The sequence below is a fragment of the Klebsiella variicola genome, assembly GCF_000828055.2.
GTDB classification, from domain to species: domain Bacteria; phylum Pseudomonadota; class Gammaproteobacteria; order Enterobacterales; family Enterobacteriaceae; genus Klebsiella; species Klebsiella variicola.
Genome location: NZ_CP010523.2, coordinates 4,753,156 through 4,768,829, shown reverse-complemented (window position 1 = coordinate 4,768,829; position 15,674 = coordinate 4,753,156). Strand labels below are relative to the sequence as shown.

The following is a 15,674-nucleotide window of genomic DNA, read 5'->3' as shown; positions in this document are numbered from 1 at the left end:
CCAGGATCGCAAAACCGAGGGATGCTGCTTGAGGTGTTAACGGAAAGTGAATAAATATCCTTCGGTCACTTACCATGAGGAGGCCTTATGATCGGTGTTTCTGATGCGGCGCCGCCGCGCGCGGTTAACCAACCTGAGCTGGCCGTCGATGAGCTGAGCCAGATCTGCGAAGGGCTGGCGCGCCAGCGGCCGGAAAATATGCCCGCGCTGCTGAATGCGCTGGCGCTGATTGCGCCCCTGCTCAATGCCATTCCTAATGTGGTCTTTTTTATCAAAGATCGTCAGGCGCGCTATCTGCTGGCGAACCTGACGCTGGCCCGCCGCTGTGGTTTCAAAAGCGTCTCCTCGCTGCTGGGCAAAACCTCCGCTGATGTCTTTCCTTCCGCGCTGGGTCAGGGTTATACCGAACAGGATCTGCGGGTGTTGCGCGAAGGTGTGACCCTGCGCGATCAGCTGGAAATGCATCTCTACAATGGCCGCGAGCGCGGCTGGTGCCTGACGCAGAAACTGGCGCTGCGCGATGTCCGCGGGCAGGTGATCGGCATGGCCGGGATCTCGCACGATCTGCAGGAGGCTCATGCCCGCCATCCGGCGTGGCAGCGGCTGGCGATCGTCGACGATCATATCCGCCGCCATTATCACCGGCCGATCGCCATGGAAGAGTTAACCGCCTTAAGCGGGATGTCGATTGCGCAGATCGAACGCTACTGCAAACGGATCTTTCATCTCACTCCGCGGCAGATGATCCACAAAGTGCGGCTGGAAAAAGCGACCGAACTGCTGGCTGGCGATACGCCGATTACCGATATCGCCCTGCAGTGCGGGTATACCGATCACAGCGCCTTTAGCCGCCAGTTCAAGGCGATGACCGGCTCGACGCCGCGCGATTTTCGCCTCACGCTGCTCGGATAAACGCTGGCTCACACTTTTGCCGACTGTGCTAATTTCGTCATTGTATTGAGGGAAAACCGACAAGCCGCCGGTTCCGCGACACGTCAATCTGTCAGTGAATATTCACCATTCATTCACTTCGACTTAACAAAATGACGACAAGGAACCGAGCATGAGCAAAAAAGCGATTCACTGGAGCGGCGTATTCCCGGCGGTCAGCACGCAGTTTCGTAGCGATTACTCCCTCGATTTAGACGCCACTCACGCGGTGATGAAAAACCTGGTGAAAGATGGCGTTTCCGGGCTGGTGGTATGCGGCAGCGTGGGTGAAAACACCTCGCTGAGCACCGATGAAAAACTACAGATTATCGAGGTGGCGAAGGATGCCGCCGGCGGCAAAATTCCGGTCATCGCCGGGGTGGCCGAGTTCACCACCGCCTTCGCCCAGAAAATGGCGAAAGAGGCGGAGCGCGTCGGCGTCGACGGGATCATGGTGATGCCGGCGCTGGTCTACTCCTCAAAACCGCATGAAACCGCGGCCCACTTCCGCAGCGTGGCGAGCGCTACCGACCTGCCGATTATGGTCTACAACAACCCGCCGATTTACAAAAACGACGTGACGCCGGACATTCTCGCCACCCTGACTGACTGCGACAACATCGTCTGCTTTAAAGACTCCTCCGGCGATACCCGCCGCTTTATCGACCTGCGTAACACCGTTGGCGACCGCTTCGTGCTGTTTGCCGGGCTGGATGACGTGGTGGTGGAAAGCATCGCCGTCGGCGCGGAAGGCTGGATCTCCGGAATGTCCAACGCCTTCCCGCGCGAAGGGGAAACGTTATTCCGTCTCGCCCGCCAGCAGCGTTACGAAGAGGCGATGGCGCTGTACCGCTGGTTCATGCCGCTGCTGCATCTCGATGCGCGTCCGGATCTGGTGCAGTGCATCAAGCTGTGTGAAGAGTTGCTGGGCCGCGGCAGCGCCATTACCCGTCCGCCGCGTCTGGCGCTGGAAGGCGAAACGCGCCAGCAGGTGGTGGCGATCGTTGAACAGGCGCTGGCCACTCGTCCGACGCTGCCGGATGTCGGCCTCTGAGCACAGGAGTCACTATGAATGCATCTCAGACCATGGCGGGACGGCAGTTTATCGCCGGACGCCGTATTGCCAGCGGTGAGGCGACGCTATTGAGCCTGCGGGCGGTGGACGGCGAAGCCACCGGCCACCGCTTTTATCCGGCTTCCCGTGAGGAAGCCGCACTGGCCGCAGAAGCCGCGCAGCAGGCCTTTGCCGTCTATTCACAAACCACGCCGCAGCAGCGGGCGCACTTTCTCTGCGCGATTGCCGATGAACTGGACGCGCTGGGCGAGCCGTTTTTTGCTATCGCCGGGCAGGAGACCGCGCTGCCGCTGGCGCGGCTACAGGGAGAGCGGGCGCGCACCAGCGGCCAGTTGCGGATGTTTGCTGACGTGATCCTGCGCGGTGATACCTTCGCCGCCCGTATTGATACCGCCTTAGCCGACCGTCAGCCGCTGCCGCGCCCGGACCTGCGCCAGTATCAGCAGGCGTTAGGGCCGGTGGCGGTGTTTGGCGCCAGCAACTTTCCGTTGGCCTTTTCTACCGCTGGCGGCGATACCGCCTCGGCGCTGGCGGCTGGCTGCCCGGTGGTGGTGAAGGCCCATCCGGGCCATATGGCCACCGCCGAGCTGACCGCCGAGGCGATCGTCAGGGCGGTGGTACGGTGCGGTTTACCCGGCGGCGTATTCAATATGATTTTCGGGACCGATATCGGCGCCGAATTGGTCCGTCATCCGGCGATTCAGGCCGTTGGCTTTACCGGTTCGTTGGCCGGCGGTAAGGCGCTGTATCAGCTGGCGCAGCAGCGCCCGCAGCCAATTCCGCTGTTTGCTGAAATGTCGGCGATTAACCCATTGATTATTCTGCCGCAGGCGCTGCAGACGCGGGCCGGGGCGCTGGCAAACGAGCTGGTGGCGTCATTCACCCTCGGCGGCGGCCAGTTCTGTACCCGTCCGGGGCTGATTCTGGCGCTGCGCGGCGCCGGGCTGGAACGCTTCAAGTCGGCGCTGTGCGCGGCGGTAGCGGACTCCACGCCGCAGGTGTTGCTCAATGCGCCGACCCTTCAGCACTACCGTCAGGGAGTGGCGGCACTGGCGGCGCACCCGCGTATCGAGAAGTTGGCGAGCGGCATCGCCGCCGGCGCCGGGCAGGCGCAGACCCTGCTGTGGCAGGCTCAGGTCGAGGATCTGCTGGCGCAGGATACGCTGCTGCAGACCGAAGTTTTCGGCCCGTTATCGCTACTGGTGGAAGTGGACGACGTGGCCCAGCTGCAGGCGGTGGTGAAAGCGCTGCAGGGTCAGCTCACCGCGACGCTGCATGCCGAGGCGGATGATGGCCCGCTGGCGGCGAGCCTGCTACCGCTGCTTTGTGAGAAGGCCGGACGGGTGCTGTTTAACGGGTATCCCACCGGCGTGGAAGTGTGCGATGCGATGGTCCACGGCGGCCCGTGGCCGGCGACCACCGACGCACGCGGGACTTCGGTCGGCAGCCGGGCGATTGAACGCTTTCTGCGCCCGGTCTGTCTGCAGAACGCGCCCGCCGCCCTGTTACCGCCGGCGCTGCAGGATGCGAACCCTTTGAACCTGCTGCGCCTGGTCAACGGCCAGTGGACCCGGGAAGCGATTTCCTCCTCTCATTGACGCAAGGGCATCACCATGACCATTCACACTACGCATAACAGTCAAACCCGCGTTGCTGAGTCGGGTAAGTTTAAAAAACAGCTGACCCTGACCGATCTCACCTTTATCGGCCTGGGGGCGATATTCGGCTCCGGATGGTTATTCGCCGCCAGCCACGTGGCCTCCATCGCCGGTCCGGCCGGGATCGCCTCGTGGGTGATCGGCGGCTTTGCAGTATTGCTGCTGGGGATTGTCTACTGCGAGCTGGGGGCGGCGCTGCCGCGCGCCGGCGGCATTATTCGCTACCCGGTCTTTTCCCACGGTGAGCTGATGGGCTATCTGCTGGGGTTCATCACCCTGATCGCTTTCTCCAGCCTGATCTCGATTGAAATTGTCGCCGCCCGGCAATATGCCGCCGCCTGGTTTCCGGCGCTGACCCAGCCGGGTTCCAGTTCGCCGACGCTGCTGGGGTGGGTGGTGCAGTTCCTGCTGCTCTGTTTCTTCTTTGCGCTTAACTACTACAGCGTTAAGACCTTCGCCCGATCGAACAACTTCATCAGCGTGCTCAAGTTTTTGGTGCCGCTGCTGGTGGTGGTGACGCTGTTCGCCTTCTTTAAACCGGAGAACCTGCACGCGCAGGGGATTGCGCCATTCGGCATGTCCGGGGTGGAAGCGGCGATCAGCGCGGGCGGAATTATCTTCGCTTATCTGGGACTGACGCCGATTATCTCGGTGGCCAGCGAAGTACAAAAGCCGCAGCGGACTATCCCTATTGCGTTGATTTTATCAGTGGTGCTGTCGACGATTATCTACGTGCTGCTGCAGCTGGCGTTCCTTGGCAGTATCCCCACCGAAATGCTGAACGGCGGTTGGGCCGAGGTGAGCAAACAGTTCTCGCTGCCGTATCGCGATATTGCCATTACCCTCGGCATGGGCTGGCTGGCCTTTATGGTGATAAGCGATGCGATCATCTCCCCGAGCGGCACCGGCAATATCTATATGAACGCGACGCCGCGGGTGATCTACGGCTGGGCGAAGGCGGGTACTTTCTTTAAAGCCTTTACCCATATCGATAAAGCGTCCGGGATTCCGCGTCCGGCGCTGTGGCTGACCTTCGGGCTTTCAATCTTCTGGACGCTGCCGTTCCCCTCCTGGGAACAGCTGATTAGCGTGGTGTCGGCTGCCCTGGTGCTGAGCTACGCCATCGCTCCGGTGACCGCTGCCGGGCTGCGCCGCAACGCGCCGGATCTGCCGCGGCCGTTCCGCGTGCGCGCCTTCGGCATCATCGGCCCGGTATCGTTTATGATCTCGGCGCTGATTGTCTACTGGTCAGGCTGGAATACGCTCTCGTGGCTGCTGGGGCTGCAAATCGTGATGTTTGTCGTCTACGTGATGTGCAAAGGTCAGGTGCCGGAACATGCCGTGAGCCTGGCGCAGCAGGTGAAGTCTTCGCTGTGGCTGATCGTGTTTTATGCGTTGATTATCCTCTTTTCCTGGCTGGGCAGCTTCGGCGGGCTTAATGTTATCGGTCACCCCTGGGATACGGTGCTGGTGGCGGCGATGTCGTTGGGGATTTACTACTGGGGCGCGCGCAGCTGCCTGCCGCAGGCTAATTTTAGCGGAGACGAAGAAGAGTAAAGGAGAACAGTATGGAGTCGGTAACTCTATCGTTACCTGAAGCTTATGACCTGGCGCTGGCGGTGCTCAGCGCCAATGGATTCGGCGCCGACCACGCGGCGGCCATCGCCCGTAACGTGGCTGCCGGGGAGCGCGACGGCTGCGCTTCCCACGGCCTGTGGCGGCTGTTGGGCATTGTCGATACCTTGCGCAAAGGTAAGGTATCGCCTGATGCCGAGCCGCAGATCCACGACCAGGCGCCGGCGATTGCGCGGGCGGATGCCGGGGGCGCTTTTTCCCTGCTGGCCTACGAGCGCGCGCTGCCGCTGCTGCTGGAGAAGGCGCGGCACAACGGCATTGCGGCGCTGGCGATTAATCGCTGCGTCCATTTTTCCGCGCTGTTTGCCGATATTGAGCCGTTGACCGAGGCAGGGCTGGTGGGGCTGGCCTGTACGCCAAGCCACGCCTGGGTCGCCCCGGCGGGCGGCACGCGTCCGCTGTTCGGCACCAACCCTATCGCCTTTGGCTGGCCGCGGCGGGACAAGCCGCCGTTTATTGTTGATATGGCGACCAGCGCCGCGGCGCGCGGCGAGATCCAGCTGCATCAGCGCGCCGGCAAAGCGCTACCGGAAGGGTGGGGAATCGACAGTCAGGGACAGCCAACGACCGATGCCGCAGAGGTGCTGAACGGCGCGATGTTAACCTTCGGCGGCCATAAGGGCTCGGCGCTGGCGGCAATGGTTGAGCTGCTGGCCGGGCCGCTTATCGGCGATATGACCAGCGCCGAATCGCTGGCGTGGGATAATGGCGCGGGCGGTCTCCCCTACGGCGGCGAGCTGATTCTGGCGCTGGATCCGCAGCGCTTTCTCGGCGCGCAGGCACAGGAGCAGCTGGCGCGCGCCGAAACGCTGTTCAATGCGATGCAGGATCAGGGGGCGCGGCTGCCGGGCGAGCGGCGGTTCGCCTGCCGTCAGCAGAGTGAGCAGCAGGGGGTTACCATCAGTCGTTCATTGCATGATGAGATTTGCGCCTTGCGGCCATAGTAAAGCGCGGAGCGCGGCGGGCCGACCATCAGAGCGACAGGCGCATGGCGCAGCGCGACTCGGGCGGCAGGCCGTGCCGGGTCTCCTGTTCCCTTTTTGCCGCCAGTCCGGCAGGCAGGGTCAGCTCATCGAGCATGGTGAATCCCAGACGGGTATAAAACGGCGCATTCCACGGCACCTCGCGGAAGGTGGTGAGGGTTACCGCCGGGTAGCCCATCTGCTGTGCGCCCTCGATAACCTGCTTCAGCAGCATCCTGCCGATGCCCTGATGCTGCCAGTCCTGATGGACGGCGACTTCGACGATAAATAACGCATCGTCGAGCGGTTCGGTCAGAATAAAGCCAATCGGCTGCCCGGCGGCTTCCGCCAGCAGGCTATGCTCGGTTTCCAGATAATCATGATGACGCGCAACGCTAATCACCTCACTGTCCGCCAGCCAGGCGAGAGAGGGGATCTGGCGAAATGCCTGGGCGGCAGAACGTTCAATGGCGGGCAGAAGGGCGATATCGCTCTCCTGAGTCAGGCGTAATACGGCACCGGCAGTTATAGTGTTAGTTTTCATCACCTCAGCATAGCAGCCTTCGGGAGAAAAGTATGGAGCTGACCGCCGTTCCCGCCACGCAGTTCAGCAGCGTGCAGTTAACGGATATTCTCAACGCCTGTTTTGAAGCCTATCTGGTGCCTGTTACCCAGTCGGTGGCGGGATTTGCACAGCGTTTTAGCGCCGAAGGAATGAGCCTGATCGATTCCCGCGTCTGGCTGGCCGGAGATGAACCGGCGGCGATCGCGATTGTCGCCCGCCGGGGAAGTGCCGCTCGCCTGGCGGCCTTTGCCCTGCGCCCGGCCTGGCGCGGCAAAGGCCTGGGCCGGGAACTGATGCAAGATCTGCTAATGCTCCTGCAACAACAGGGGGTTGAGACGGTATCTCTGGAGGTGATCCGCGATAACCATGCGGCCGTCGCGCTATATCAGACGCTGGGCTTTACGCGGCGCTATGGGCTCTGCGGCTACCTGAGCACAGCGCCTCTGGCTGCGACATCGAAGGTGTTACAGCTTTATCCCACCCTGGCCCTGCTACGGCGCGTCATTGACGAGAGTAACAGTCAGCTCCCCTGGCTGCTGGATCCGCTCACCTTCGCCACCCTGCCATGTCAGGTCGTGACGCTGGAACAGCGCGCCTTCGCGGTTCTAACGACGGCGGGCTCACGGCCTGTACTGCAATTTTTGTGGGTGGAGCCCGCCGCCCGCCGTCAGGGGCTGGCGCGTGAGCTGCTGGTGACGCTGGCGCAGCAGTTCCCGGGTGTGGGGACTTCGGTGACGGTCCCGGAAACGTTTACACCGCTGTTTGCCGCGGCGGGATATGCGCCGCTATCGCTGCAGCAGTATGAAATGAGCGCAACGATGAATGCCCTGCGGTCAGCAGGGCGTTAAGATTCAGTCGTTACGCGGGTCACTAATCGGCTGGCGAACCAGGAAAATGTAGGCCAGTGCGCCGAGAGCGGTCACACAGCCGCATATAACCAGTGCCAGCTGGAAGGAATGGGTGGTATCGACAATAAATCCGGTCACCACCGGTGCGAATGAAGCGCAGATAAAGCTGGCGAAATTCTGAATACTGCCGACGGAAGCCGTCATTCTTGATGCTACGGCGACGTGGATCAATCCCCAGCAGGACGTTCCGGCAAAATGAATACAGAACAACGCCATACCGATTAACAGCACCGCCGCGATTGAGGTGGTGGCATGCGGCACGATCAGCGTAAACGCCGCGGAGCAGAACATCCCGGCAATAATGCAGATCTTGCGGCTTTTGATCGGGGCCATGCCGCCTTTGACCAGCCAGTCGGTGACGTAGCCATTGATCAGCATACCGGCGGCACCAAACAGGAAAGGAATGGCGGCCATAAACCCGGTACTTTTCAGATCGAGGTTATACGCCGTTTGCAGGTAACCCGGCAGCCATGCCAGATATAGCCAGGCGGTATAGTTGATGCCGCTGAAGCCGAACATCATTCCCCACATGGTTTTGTTTTTAAACAGACTGCGCCATTCGGCAAAGCTCAGCGGGTCGCGGCGCACGTTGACGCTTCCGGCATTAAGGTAGGCCTGCTCATCGGCGGTGAGGGGGATATCCTCCCGGTTGCGATAAAGCATATACCAGCCGATAGCGACAAAGATCCCCAGTACGCCGATGGTAATAAACATCCAGCGCCAGCCCATCATCAGCATCATCGCGGCAAGGATCGGCGGGCTGATCGCCACGCCAATCGTCGAGGCGGCGTTAAAGAAGCCCATTGGGCGGCCGCGCTCTTTAATATTAAACCAGTCGTTGATCACCTTGACGCCGCACGGGTTCATCGGCGCTTCGCCGATCCCCATGCCGATACGCACCAGGACAAACTGGGTAAAGCTGTGCACCATCCCGGAGACCGCCTGAAATAGCGACCAGAAAAACATCCCCAGCCCCAGCATGATGCGTGGACCTTTGCGATCCAGCAACGGCCCGCAGGGCAGTTGCGCAATGCCATAGGCCAGAGAGAAAACCGATAACAGCGCCCCGATTTCAGTGGCGGTAAGCCCTAACTCCTCGCGAATCGTTAAGTTCGCAACGGACAATGAACTTCGGTCGAGGTAGTTAATCACCGCCGCCAGAAATAACAGAATCATTGCCGTTGTTTGAATATTTTTAATACGAGAACTACGTTGTAGTGTATTTTCTAAGGGAACTGAAAGGGTTTCCGCTTCCCCCTTTTTAAAGTCGGTCTGCGGGTCTATGGTTATATTTTGTGATTCCACGCCTGACTCCTGATTATTATTTTTGAATACCAAGTGACAACGAAGGGGGTAAACATCACCCACCTGTTTCACAGTAAAGTAAGTCGACTTGTTTTCAGCATAAATAACCTTTTTGAGGGCGCCGGATTACGTTTTTGGATTTGTGCTGTTGCTAATCATTTTCTGTTTTTAATCGGTACTTAATGTGCCAGCGATTCACTTTGCTTGAGAGAGTTAATCATGGATTGCTTCGCGGAGTTCAGGTGGTTACGTAGCGCCAGGTTGGCATCCAGATCGCTGCGACAGATGAGTGCGCTCAGGATCGTCATATGTTCATCAATGGCGATGATATTGCGCTGTTTAAGGTCACTTTCATCCCACTGATAGTGGAAGTGAAAGATCACGGAAATAATTTCAAGTGATTGATTAAAAAATATATTATCAGCAGCGGAAAGCAGCAGCGAATGAAAATCACGATCGAGCTGGGAGAACATACGAAAGCTGTTGCCGATGCTGTCCCGCAGGGTGCGGTGGCGCTCGAGCAGGGTTTTGGCCTGCAGCCAGCGGGCATCGCTGTCCGGCAGATTAAGAAAATGTTGAAGTGCGTGGGTTTCCAGCATTTCCCGCAATTCGAACAGTTGCTCGGCCCAGGATTGCTCAAATTTTTTCATGTTCCACTGGCCGCGCTTTTCGCTTTCAATCAGGTTGTAGCGGCTGAATTTCAGTAAAAATTCTCTGACCACGACCGGGCTGACGCCCGCGGCACGCGCCAGTTGCAGTTCGGAGAACCGCTCCCCGGCGCGTAGCTGACGCTGGTTAATCATGGTAAAAAACGCTTGTTCAAAGAGACGGTTTTGTTCGGTCAGCGAGGCGCTGGAACCATCGAAGCCGTCCTGTACTTCCGGCTGACGAAGGATCTGGTAGTCGTGATTGACCTGGCTCAAGACGCCGCGCTCGCATAAGTGGCAAAGGATATGGCGCACCGTGGTGCGGCTGATGTTATACATCTCCGCCAGTGCGCTTTGCGAGGGTAGCGGCGAGGGGATAAAGCCACGCGCCATATCGTTGATGACCTGGTTAATAACATTGTGACGTAGGTTTTGTGAGCGACTCATAACGTTTTCCTTTTTTATCCATTAAAGCCGGATTTAAAACAGTTTTGTGCGCGACATTTCACAGATTTTGCAATGAGTTTCACTCTGTTTCTATTTTTCATCGATATCTAAGCCAACAAATACGGAGGCAATTATTATGACATCGATGAATACTTTAGTGTGTCAGGAACCTAAAAAACTACACTGGGAAAAACGCCAGATTCCCATTCCCGGCGATGATGAAGTGCTCATTAAAATAAAGGCAGTGGGGATTTGTGGGACAGACATTCATGCATGGGGCGGCAATCAGCCTTTTTTTAGTTATCCGCGTGTTCTTGGACATGAAATATGCGGTGAGATAATTGGGCTGGGTAAAAATATTCTTAATTTGAAGAGCGGCCAACAGGTTGCTGTGATTCCCTATGTCGCCTGCCGCCAGTGTCCGGCCTGTCTGAACGGCCGGACAAACTGCTGCGAGAAGATTTCGGTGATCGGCGTGCATCGGGACGGCGGGTTTAGCGAGTATCTCTGCGTGCCGGTAAACAATCTGCTGGTGGTGGATGACGTCGATCCTGAAGCCGTGGCGTTGATTGAGCCATTCGCCATCAGCGCCCACGCGGTGCGCCGCGCCGCTATCCGGGCAGGGGAGCAGGTGCTGGTGGTTGGCGCGGGCCCCATCGGCCTTGGGGCGGCGGCGATCGCTAAGGCTGACGGCGCGCAGGTGGTGGTGGCGGATACCAGCCCGGCGCGGCGCGATCATGTGGCACAGCATCTCGGCCTGACCACCCTCGATCCCTCCGATCCGCTGTTTATCGAGCAACTGTCTGCCACGTTTGGCGGTTCTCTGGCGCAGAAAGTGATTGACGCGACGGGAAATCAGCAGGCGATGAATAACACCGTTAATTTAATCCGTCACGGCGGCAGCATCATTTTTGTTGGTCTGTTTAAGGGGGAACTGCAGTTCTCCGACCCGGAATTTCATAAGAAAGAGACGACGATGATGGGCAGTCGTAATGCGACGGAAGAGGATTTTGCCAAAGTTGGGCGGCTGATGGCCGAGGGGAAAATCACCGCCAGGATGATGCTGACCCACCGTTACGATTTCAGGTCGCTGGCGGACATTTACGAAAGCGAAGTGATTAACAATCGTCAGCTGATCAAAGGCGTTATTCATTTTTAGCAGGTAAGCTTATGAAATCGTTAAACCGACAAGATTTTCCCGGGCCGCAGTACCCGACGCGCGCGATTCAGTTTGGCGAGGGCAACTTCCTGCGGGCATTTATTGACTGGCAGCTGGATCTGCTGAATGAGCAAACCGATCTGGCGGCGGGCGTGACCATTATTCGCCCGATCAACACCGCGTTTCCGCCGTCGTTAAATACCCAGGACGGACTCTATACCACGATCATTCGTGGGTTGAATGAACGCGGCGAGGCGGTGAGCGAATCGCGGATTATTCGCTCCGTTAATAACGAGCTCAATCCCTGGCAGGATTTTGCCAGCTATCTGGCGCTGGCTCGTAATCCGGCGATCGCGTTCGTATTTTCAAATACTACCGAAGCGGGTATTAGCTATCATGCCGGAGACCGGCTTGACGATAAGCCGCCGGTTAGCTTCCCGGCGAAGCTGACCCAACTGCTGCTCGAACGTTTCCGCCATTTCAATGGCGCTGCGGATAAGGGGTGGACGATTATCCCCTGCGAGCTGATCGACTACAACGGCGAAGCGCTGAAGGCGCTGGTGCTACGCTACGCCAAAGAGTGGCAATTGCCCGCGGCTTTTCGCGACTGGGTTGAGACCGCCAATACGTTTTGTTCAACGCTGGTTGACCGCATCGTCACCGGCTACCCGCGTGATGAAGCAGAAAAGCTGGAAGCGGAGCTGGGCTACCATGATGCTTTCCTTGATACCGCCGAATACTTTTGGTTATTCGTCATTCAGGGTCCGCAGGCGCTGGCGGAAACGCTGCGGCTGGATCGCTACTCGCTTAATATCCGCATCGTAGAGGATATCCGGCCCTATAAAGCGCGCAAGGTTGCCATTCTTAACGGTGCGCATACCGCGCTGGTGCCGGTAGCATGGCTGTGCGGGGTGGATACCGTTGGCGAAGCGATGCAGGACGAAGCCATTCGCCATTATGTACAGCAGACGATTGATGAAGAGATTATCCCGGCGCTCGATTTACCGGCCGAGGAGCTTCGTCAGTTTGCCGATGCGGTCACCGGGCGCTTTCTTAATCCCTATATTCGCCATCAATTGCTCGCCATCGCCCTGAACGGCATGACTAAGTTCCGCACCCGGATCCTGCCGCAGCTGCTGACGACAATCCGCCAGCACGGCGCGATCCCGCCGCGGCTAACGTTTGCCCTGGCGGCGCTTATCGCCTTCTATCGCGGCCAGCGCGACGGACAGGTGTATCCGCTGCAGGATGATGACGTCTGGTTAACCCGCTTCTCGCAAGGATGGAAGCAGGTGGCGAACGGGAGCCCGCTGCATGGACTGGTGCTGGAGGTTTTACAGGATAACGCGCACTGGGGCGAGGATCTGACGGCTATTCCCGGCCTTTCCGACCAGGTCACGCGCTATCTGGAAATGATTTTGCGCTCAGGAATGCGGGAGGCCCTGGCGCGGCTGTAACGGTTTTGTTATGCGGCGTCCGCGGATTTGGGCGCCGTTTTTTTTGTGCTCCGAACCGCAAAAAGTGAATTTAGCGCCAACGCCTGGTGGATTTCCCGCATCATAAGCCTCTGTAAGGTGAAGAGGGGGATGTCATGCGTAAAACGGAACTGTTGGCTTTTCTGCAAAATCAGACCGATTTTTTTGATCCGGATAACCTGAGCGAGGTCTTCACCGCTGGCTACCTGGCCCGGCTTTTTGCGATGCAAAGAAATACCGCCAGCCACTATCTGAATCAGTTGGTGGCCCAGGATGTGCTGGTGAAGATCAATACTCGACCAGTCTATTTCCTGCATAAGGCCGCCTTCTGCCAGCAGTTCTTCCCTCTTTCCCGCAGCGAGTACGCCAGCATGGCGGAGCTGCTCGCAGAGAGCGACCGGCAGCCGGAGCAGGCGGATCATTTCTCATTGCTGACCGGCCATGACGGTAGCCTGCGCAAGCCTATCGAACAGATGAAAACCGCGCTGTTTTATCCCAACGGTGGGCTTCCGCTGCTGATCGTTGGCGACAGCGGAACTGGCAAGAGCTATATGGCGGAGCTGATGCATGAGTTTGCTATCGCCCAGGGGCTGCTGCCGCCCGATGCGCCTTTTGTCAGCTTTAACTGCGCCCAGTATGCCAGCAACCCGGAGCTGTTGGCCGCCAACCTGTTTGGTTACGTCAAAGGCGCGTTTACCGGCGCGCAGAGCGATAAAGCCGGGGCGTTTGAAGCGGCAAACGGCGGCGTGCTGTTTCTCGACGAAGTCCACCGCCTGGATGCGCAGGGGCAGGAGAAGCTGTTCACATGGCTGGACCGTAAGGAGATCTATCGGGTGGGGGAAACGGCGCAGGGGATGCCGATTTCGCTGAGGCTGGTGTTTGCCACCACCGAAGATATTCACAGCACGTTTCTGACCACCTTTATTCGTCGTATCCCGATCCTCGTTAGCCTGCCTGATTTACAGACCCGCAGCCGCCACGAAAAAGACGCGCTCACGCTGCAGTTTTTCTGGCAGGAGGCGCGCACGTTGGCTACCCGGCTGCAGCTGACGCCCCGGCTGCTACAGGTGCTGACGCACTATGTTTATCGCGGTAACGTCGGTGAGCTGAAGAATGTGGTGAAATACACCGTGGCGTCGGCCTGGGCCAGGTGTCCGGGCAGCGAGATGCTTACCGTGACGCTGCACGATCTGCCGGAAAATATCATGGCTGCGACGCCAGCGCTCAGTGAAGCGATGGGCCAGCAGGAGCCGCTGCTTATCGAGCCGCAGACCAGCCTGGTCTGGCTGCTGCGCGCGCGCGACCCGATTCAGGGGCTGATTTATGATACTCAGTGCCGCGTTCTCGCGCTGTATGAGGCGGTGCAGAGTAAAAAAACGCTCTGGGAAGAGGCGCAAAAAAGCATGGGCGAGGAGATTGAAACCCTCTTCGATCGGCTGATTTTCGATAATCACGATGCCAATAGTTCGCATATGCTGCTGCTGATAACGCATCAGGTGCGGGAGGAGTTTTATCGCCTTGAAAAGCGCTTCAATATCCAGTTTAACGGCAACTGTATCTACGCTTTAAGCCACTACCTGATACATCGTTCCCGGCAGGGGCCGTCCACGATGAGCAACGAGAAAAGCCGCCTGCTGGAGGATTTTCTGGCGCAGAAATATCCGCTGCTGTATCGCTTTTGCGAAGAGATCCTCGCTGCGCTGGCGCTGAAGCTGGACATTGAACCCCGGCGCATTGACCTGCTGCTGCTGGTGCTGTGGTTACAGAAAAATGGCGCCATCAGCCAGCAGCAGGTGACCCGGGCAATTATCCTCGCCCACGGTTACGCCACCGCCAGCAGCATCGCCAACGTGGCGAACCGGTTGCTGAAAAGCCAGCTGTTTGAGTCATTCGATATGCCGCTCGACGTGACACCGGAGGCTATTGCTAACCAGGTGATGGCCTATATTGAGAGCCACGCCCTGGCGTCAGGGTTGATCATTCTGGTCGATATGGGATCGCTGAACGCCATTCATCGCCATTTTAATCGTCGGCTGAGTACGCCGATGGCGATAATTAATAACGTCTCGACCGGGATGGCGATGTACGTTGGGGAGCGCATTTTGCAGGGCGTTATGCTGGAAGATATCGTCCGCGACCTCGGCGATGACCTTGCGGTTGAGCACCAGCTCTATTACCCGCAAACCGATAAACCGCGGGCGATTCTTACGACCTGCGCCACCGGTCTGGGCGCGGCAGCGAATCTGTCGGCGCTGTTAAAAGCCAGCATTCCTGAAGCGCTGGGGATCGATATTGTGGCCTGTGATGTGGAAACGCTCGCCGATCCCGCGCGGCGGCAACCGATGCTCAGCCGCTATGAGGTGCTGGCGATCGTCGGTACCCTGGATCCGCAGCTTGCCGATCTGCCGTGGATCTCGCTGGATTCGCTGATTTCCGGCCAGGGCAGCCGCCCGCTGATGCGTATCTTCGGCGAGCTGGCCTCCTCTGAACAAGTCAGCGAGATCAATAACCTGATCCTGAAAAATTTCTCGCTGCGCCGGGTGATCGAGTCGGTGACGATCCTCGATACCGCAAAGGTCATCAATCAGGTCGAGCAGTTTTTACTGCGCTATGAGCATCTGGCCGGCTGCGACGTGCCCAACGATCGCAAGGTGGCGCTGTATGTGCATATCAGCTGTCTGATAGAGCGCCTGATCCGCAACGCGTCGCCATCCCATTATTCCGGAAGGCAGTGTCCGCAGAGCGAGCTGGCGACGCTCCGCGAGGCTTTTAGTGTCATAGAGAGCGGGTATAGTGTCAAAATCCCCGTCGTCGAGCTCTGCTACATTCACGATATTCTGACGCGGGAAACGGAATTTATTCAGGAAGATCAAGAGTTTTAGTTCCCTCAGTCCGTTCGTCTTTGCGC

At 58.4% G+C, this 15,674-nt stretch carries 12 protein-coding genes; 9 read left to right on the top strand and 3 right to left on the bottom strand.

Features of this window, described 5'->3' with window-relative positions:
- Nucleotides 1-87: 87 nt before the first annotated feature.
- The 5 genes from SP68_RS22315 to SP68_RS22295 all read left to right on the top strand — a co-directional run bounded on the left by SP68_RS22315 (nucleotide 88) and on the right by SP68_RS22295 (nucleotide 6,242).
- Nucleotides 88-912 (top strand): helix-turn-helix domain-containing protein, encoded by an 825-nt coding sequence (locus SP68_RS22315; RefSeq protein WP_008807566.1) that lies wholly within the window; start codon nucleotides 88-90, stop codon nucleotides 910-912.
- A 151-nt stretch (nucleotides 913-1,063) separates the two neighbouring features.
- Nucleotides 1,064-1,984: a dihydrodipicolinate synthase family protein gene (locus SP68_RS22310; RefSeq protein WP_008807565.1), complete on the top strand. Its 921-nt coding sequence runs from the start codon at nucleotides 1,064-1,066 to the stop codon at nucleotides 1,982-1,984.
- A gap of 14 nt (nucleotides 1,985-1,998) precedes the next feature.
- The gene (locus tag SP68_RS22305) at nucleotides 1,999-3,603 is read left to right on the top strand and encodes an aldehyde dehydrogenase (NADP(+)) (protein WP_040972780.1); all 1,605 of its coding nucleotides are present in this window, start codon (nucleotides 1,999-2,001) and stop codon (nucleotides 3,601-3,603) included.
- A 15-nt stretch (nucleotides 3,604-3,618) separates the two neighbouring features.
- The gene (locus tag SP68_RS22300) at nucleotides 3,619-5,220 is read left to right on the top strand and encodes an APC family permease (RefSeq protein WP_052470377.1); all 1,602 of its coding nucleotides are present in this window, start codon (nucleotides 3,619-3,621) and stop codon (nucleotides 5,218-5,220) included.
- An 11-nt stretch (nucleotides 5,221-5,231) separates the two neighbouring features.
- Nucleotides 5,232-6,242: an Ldh family oxidoreductase gene (locus tag SP68_RS22295; protein ID WP_040972782.1), complete on the top strand. Its 1,011-nt coding sequence runs from the start codon at nucleotides 5,232-5,234 to the stop codon at nucleotides 6,240-6,242.
- Nucleotides 6,243-6,270: 28 nt separating this feature from the next.
- On the opposite strand, the gene SP68_RS22290 is transcribed toward SP68_RS22295, so the two are convergent.
- A complete protein-coding gene (locus tag SP68_RS22290) occupies nucleotides 6,271-6,804 on the bottom strand; it encodes a GNAT family N-acetyltransferase (RefSeq protein ID WP_008807561.1) in 534 nt (177 codons plus the stop codon).
- 32 nt (nucleotides 6,805-6,836) lie between these two features.
- Between SP68_RS22290 and SP68_RS22285 the strand changes: the two genes are divergently transcribed.
- Entirely contained in the window at nucleotides 6,837-7,673 is an 837-nt protein-coding gene (locus SP68_RS22285; RefSeq protein ID WP_040972784.1) for a GNAT family N-acetyltransferase, read from the top strand.
- A gap of 3 nt (nucleotides 7,674-7,676) precedes the next feature.
- On the opposite strand, the gene SP68_RS22280 is transcribed toward SP68_RS22285, so the two are convergent.
- Both SP68_RS22280 and SP68_RS22275 read right to left on the bottom strand, forming a co-directional pair.
- Nucleotides 7,677-9,038, bottom strand: coding sequence for an MFS transporter (locus SP68_RS22280; RefSeq protein ID WP_040972786.1), 1,362 nt, complete (start codon nucleotides 9,036-9,038; stop codon nucleotides 7,677-7,679).
- Between the two features lie 179 nt (nucleotides 9,039-9,217).
- On the bottom strand, nucleotides 9,218-10,132 hold the full coding sequence (locus SP68_RS22275) for a GntR family transcriptional regulator (protein ID WP_008807558.1): 915 nt from the start codon (nucleotides 10,130-10,132) through the stop codon (nucleotides 9,218-9,220).
- Between the two features lie 136 nt (nucleotides 10,133-10,268).
- Between SP68_RS22275 and SP68_RS22270 the strand changes: the two genes are divergently transcribed.
- The 3 genes from SP68_RS22270 to SP68_RS22260 all read left to right on the top strand — a co-directional run bounded on the left by SP68_RS22270 (nucleotide 10,269) and on the right by SP68_RS22260 (nucleotide 15,648).
- Nucleotides 10,269-11,291, top strand: a complete 1,023-nt coding sequence (locus SP68_RS22270; RefSeq protein WP_032731589.1) for a zinc-binding alcohol dehydrogenase family protein — start codon at nucleotides 10,269-10,271, stop codon at nucleotides 11,289-11,291.
- 11 nt (nucleotides 11,292-11,302) lie between these two features.
- Entirely contained in the window at nucleotides 11,303-12,748 is a 1,446-nt protein-coding gene (locus SP68_RS22265; RefSeq protein ID WP_040972788.1) for a tagaturonate reductase, read from the top strand.
- Between the two features lie 134 nt (nucleotides 12,749-12,882).
- Nucleotides 12,883-15,648, top strand: coding sequence for a sigma 54-interacting transcriptional regulator (locus SP68_RS22260; RefSeq protein ID WP_040972790.1), 2,766 nt, complete (start codon nucleotides 12,883-12,885; stop codon nucleotides 15,646-15,648).
- Nucleotides 15,649-15,674: the final 26 nt, after the last annotated feature.

Excerpts from the sequence above, each read along its gene's own strand:
- SP68_RS22300 (WP_052470377.1), top strand. The coding sequence starts at position 3,619 with ATGACCATTCACACTACGCATAACAGTCAAACCCGCGTTGCTGAGTCG.
- SP68_RS22290 (WP_008807561.1), bottom strand. The coding sequence starts at position 6,804 with ATGAAAACTAACACTATAACTGCCGGTGCCGTATTACGCCTGACTCAG.
- SP68_RS22295 (WP_040972782.1), top strand. The coding sequence starts at position 5,232 with ATGGAGTCGGTAACTCTATCGTTACCTGAAGCTTATGACCTGGCGCTG.
- SP68_RS22315 (WP_008807566.1), top strand. The coding sequence starts at position 88 with ATGATCGGTGTTTCTGATGCGGCGCCGCCGCGCGCGGTTAACCAACCT.
- SP68_RS22310 (WP_008807565.1), top strand. The coding sequence starts at position 1,064 with ATGAGCAAAAAAGCGATTCACTGGAGCGGCGTATTCCCGGCGGTCAGC.
- SP68_RS22265 (WP_040972788.1), top strand. The coding sequence starts at position 11,303 with ATGAAATCGTTAAACCGACAAGATTTTCCCGGGCCGCAGTACCCGACG.
- SP68_RS22285 (WP_040972784.1), top strand. The coding sequence starts at position 6,837 with ATGGAGCTGACCGCCGTTCCCGCCACGCAGTTCAGCAGCGTGCAGTTA.
- SP68_RS22275 (WP_008807558.1), bottom strand. The coding sequence starts at position 10,132 with ATGAGTCGCTCACAAAACCTACGTCACAATGTTATTAACCAGGTCATC.
- SP68_RS22260 (WP_040972790.1), top strand. The coding sequence starts at position 12,883 with ATGCGTAAAACGGAACTGTTGGCTTTTCTGCAAAATCAGACCGATTTT.
- SP68_RS22305 (WP_040972780.1), top strand. The coding sequence starts at position 1,999 with ATGAATGCATCTCAGACCATGGCGGGACGGCAGTTTATCGCCGGACGC.
- SP68_RS22270 (WP_032731589.1), top strand. The coding sequence starts at position 10,269 with ATGACATCGATGAATACTTTAGTGTGTCAGGAACCTAAAAAACTACAC.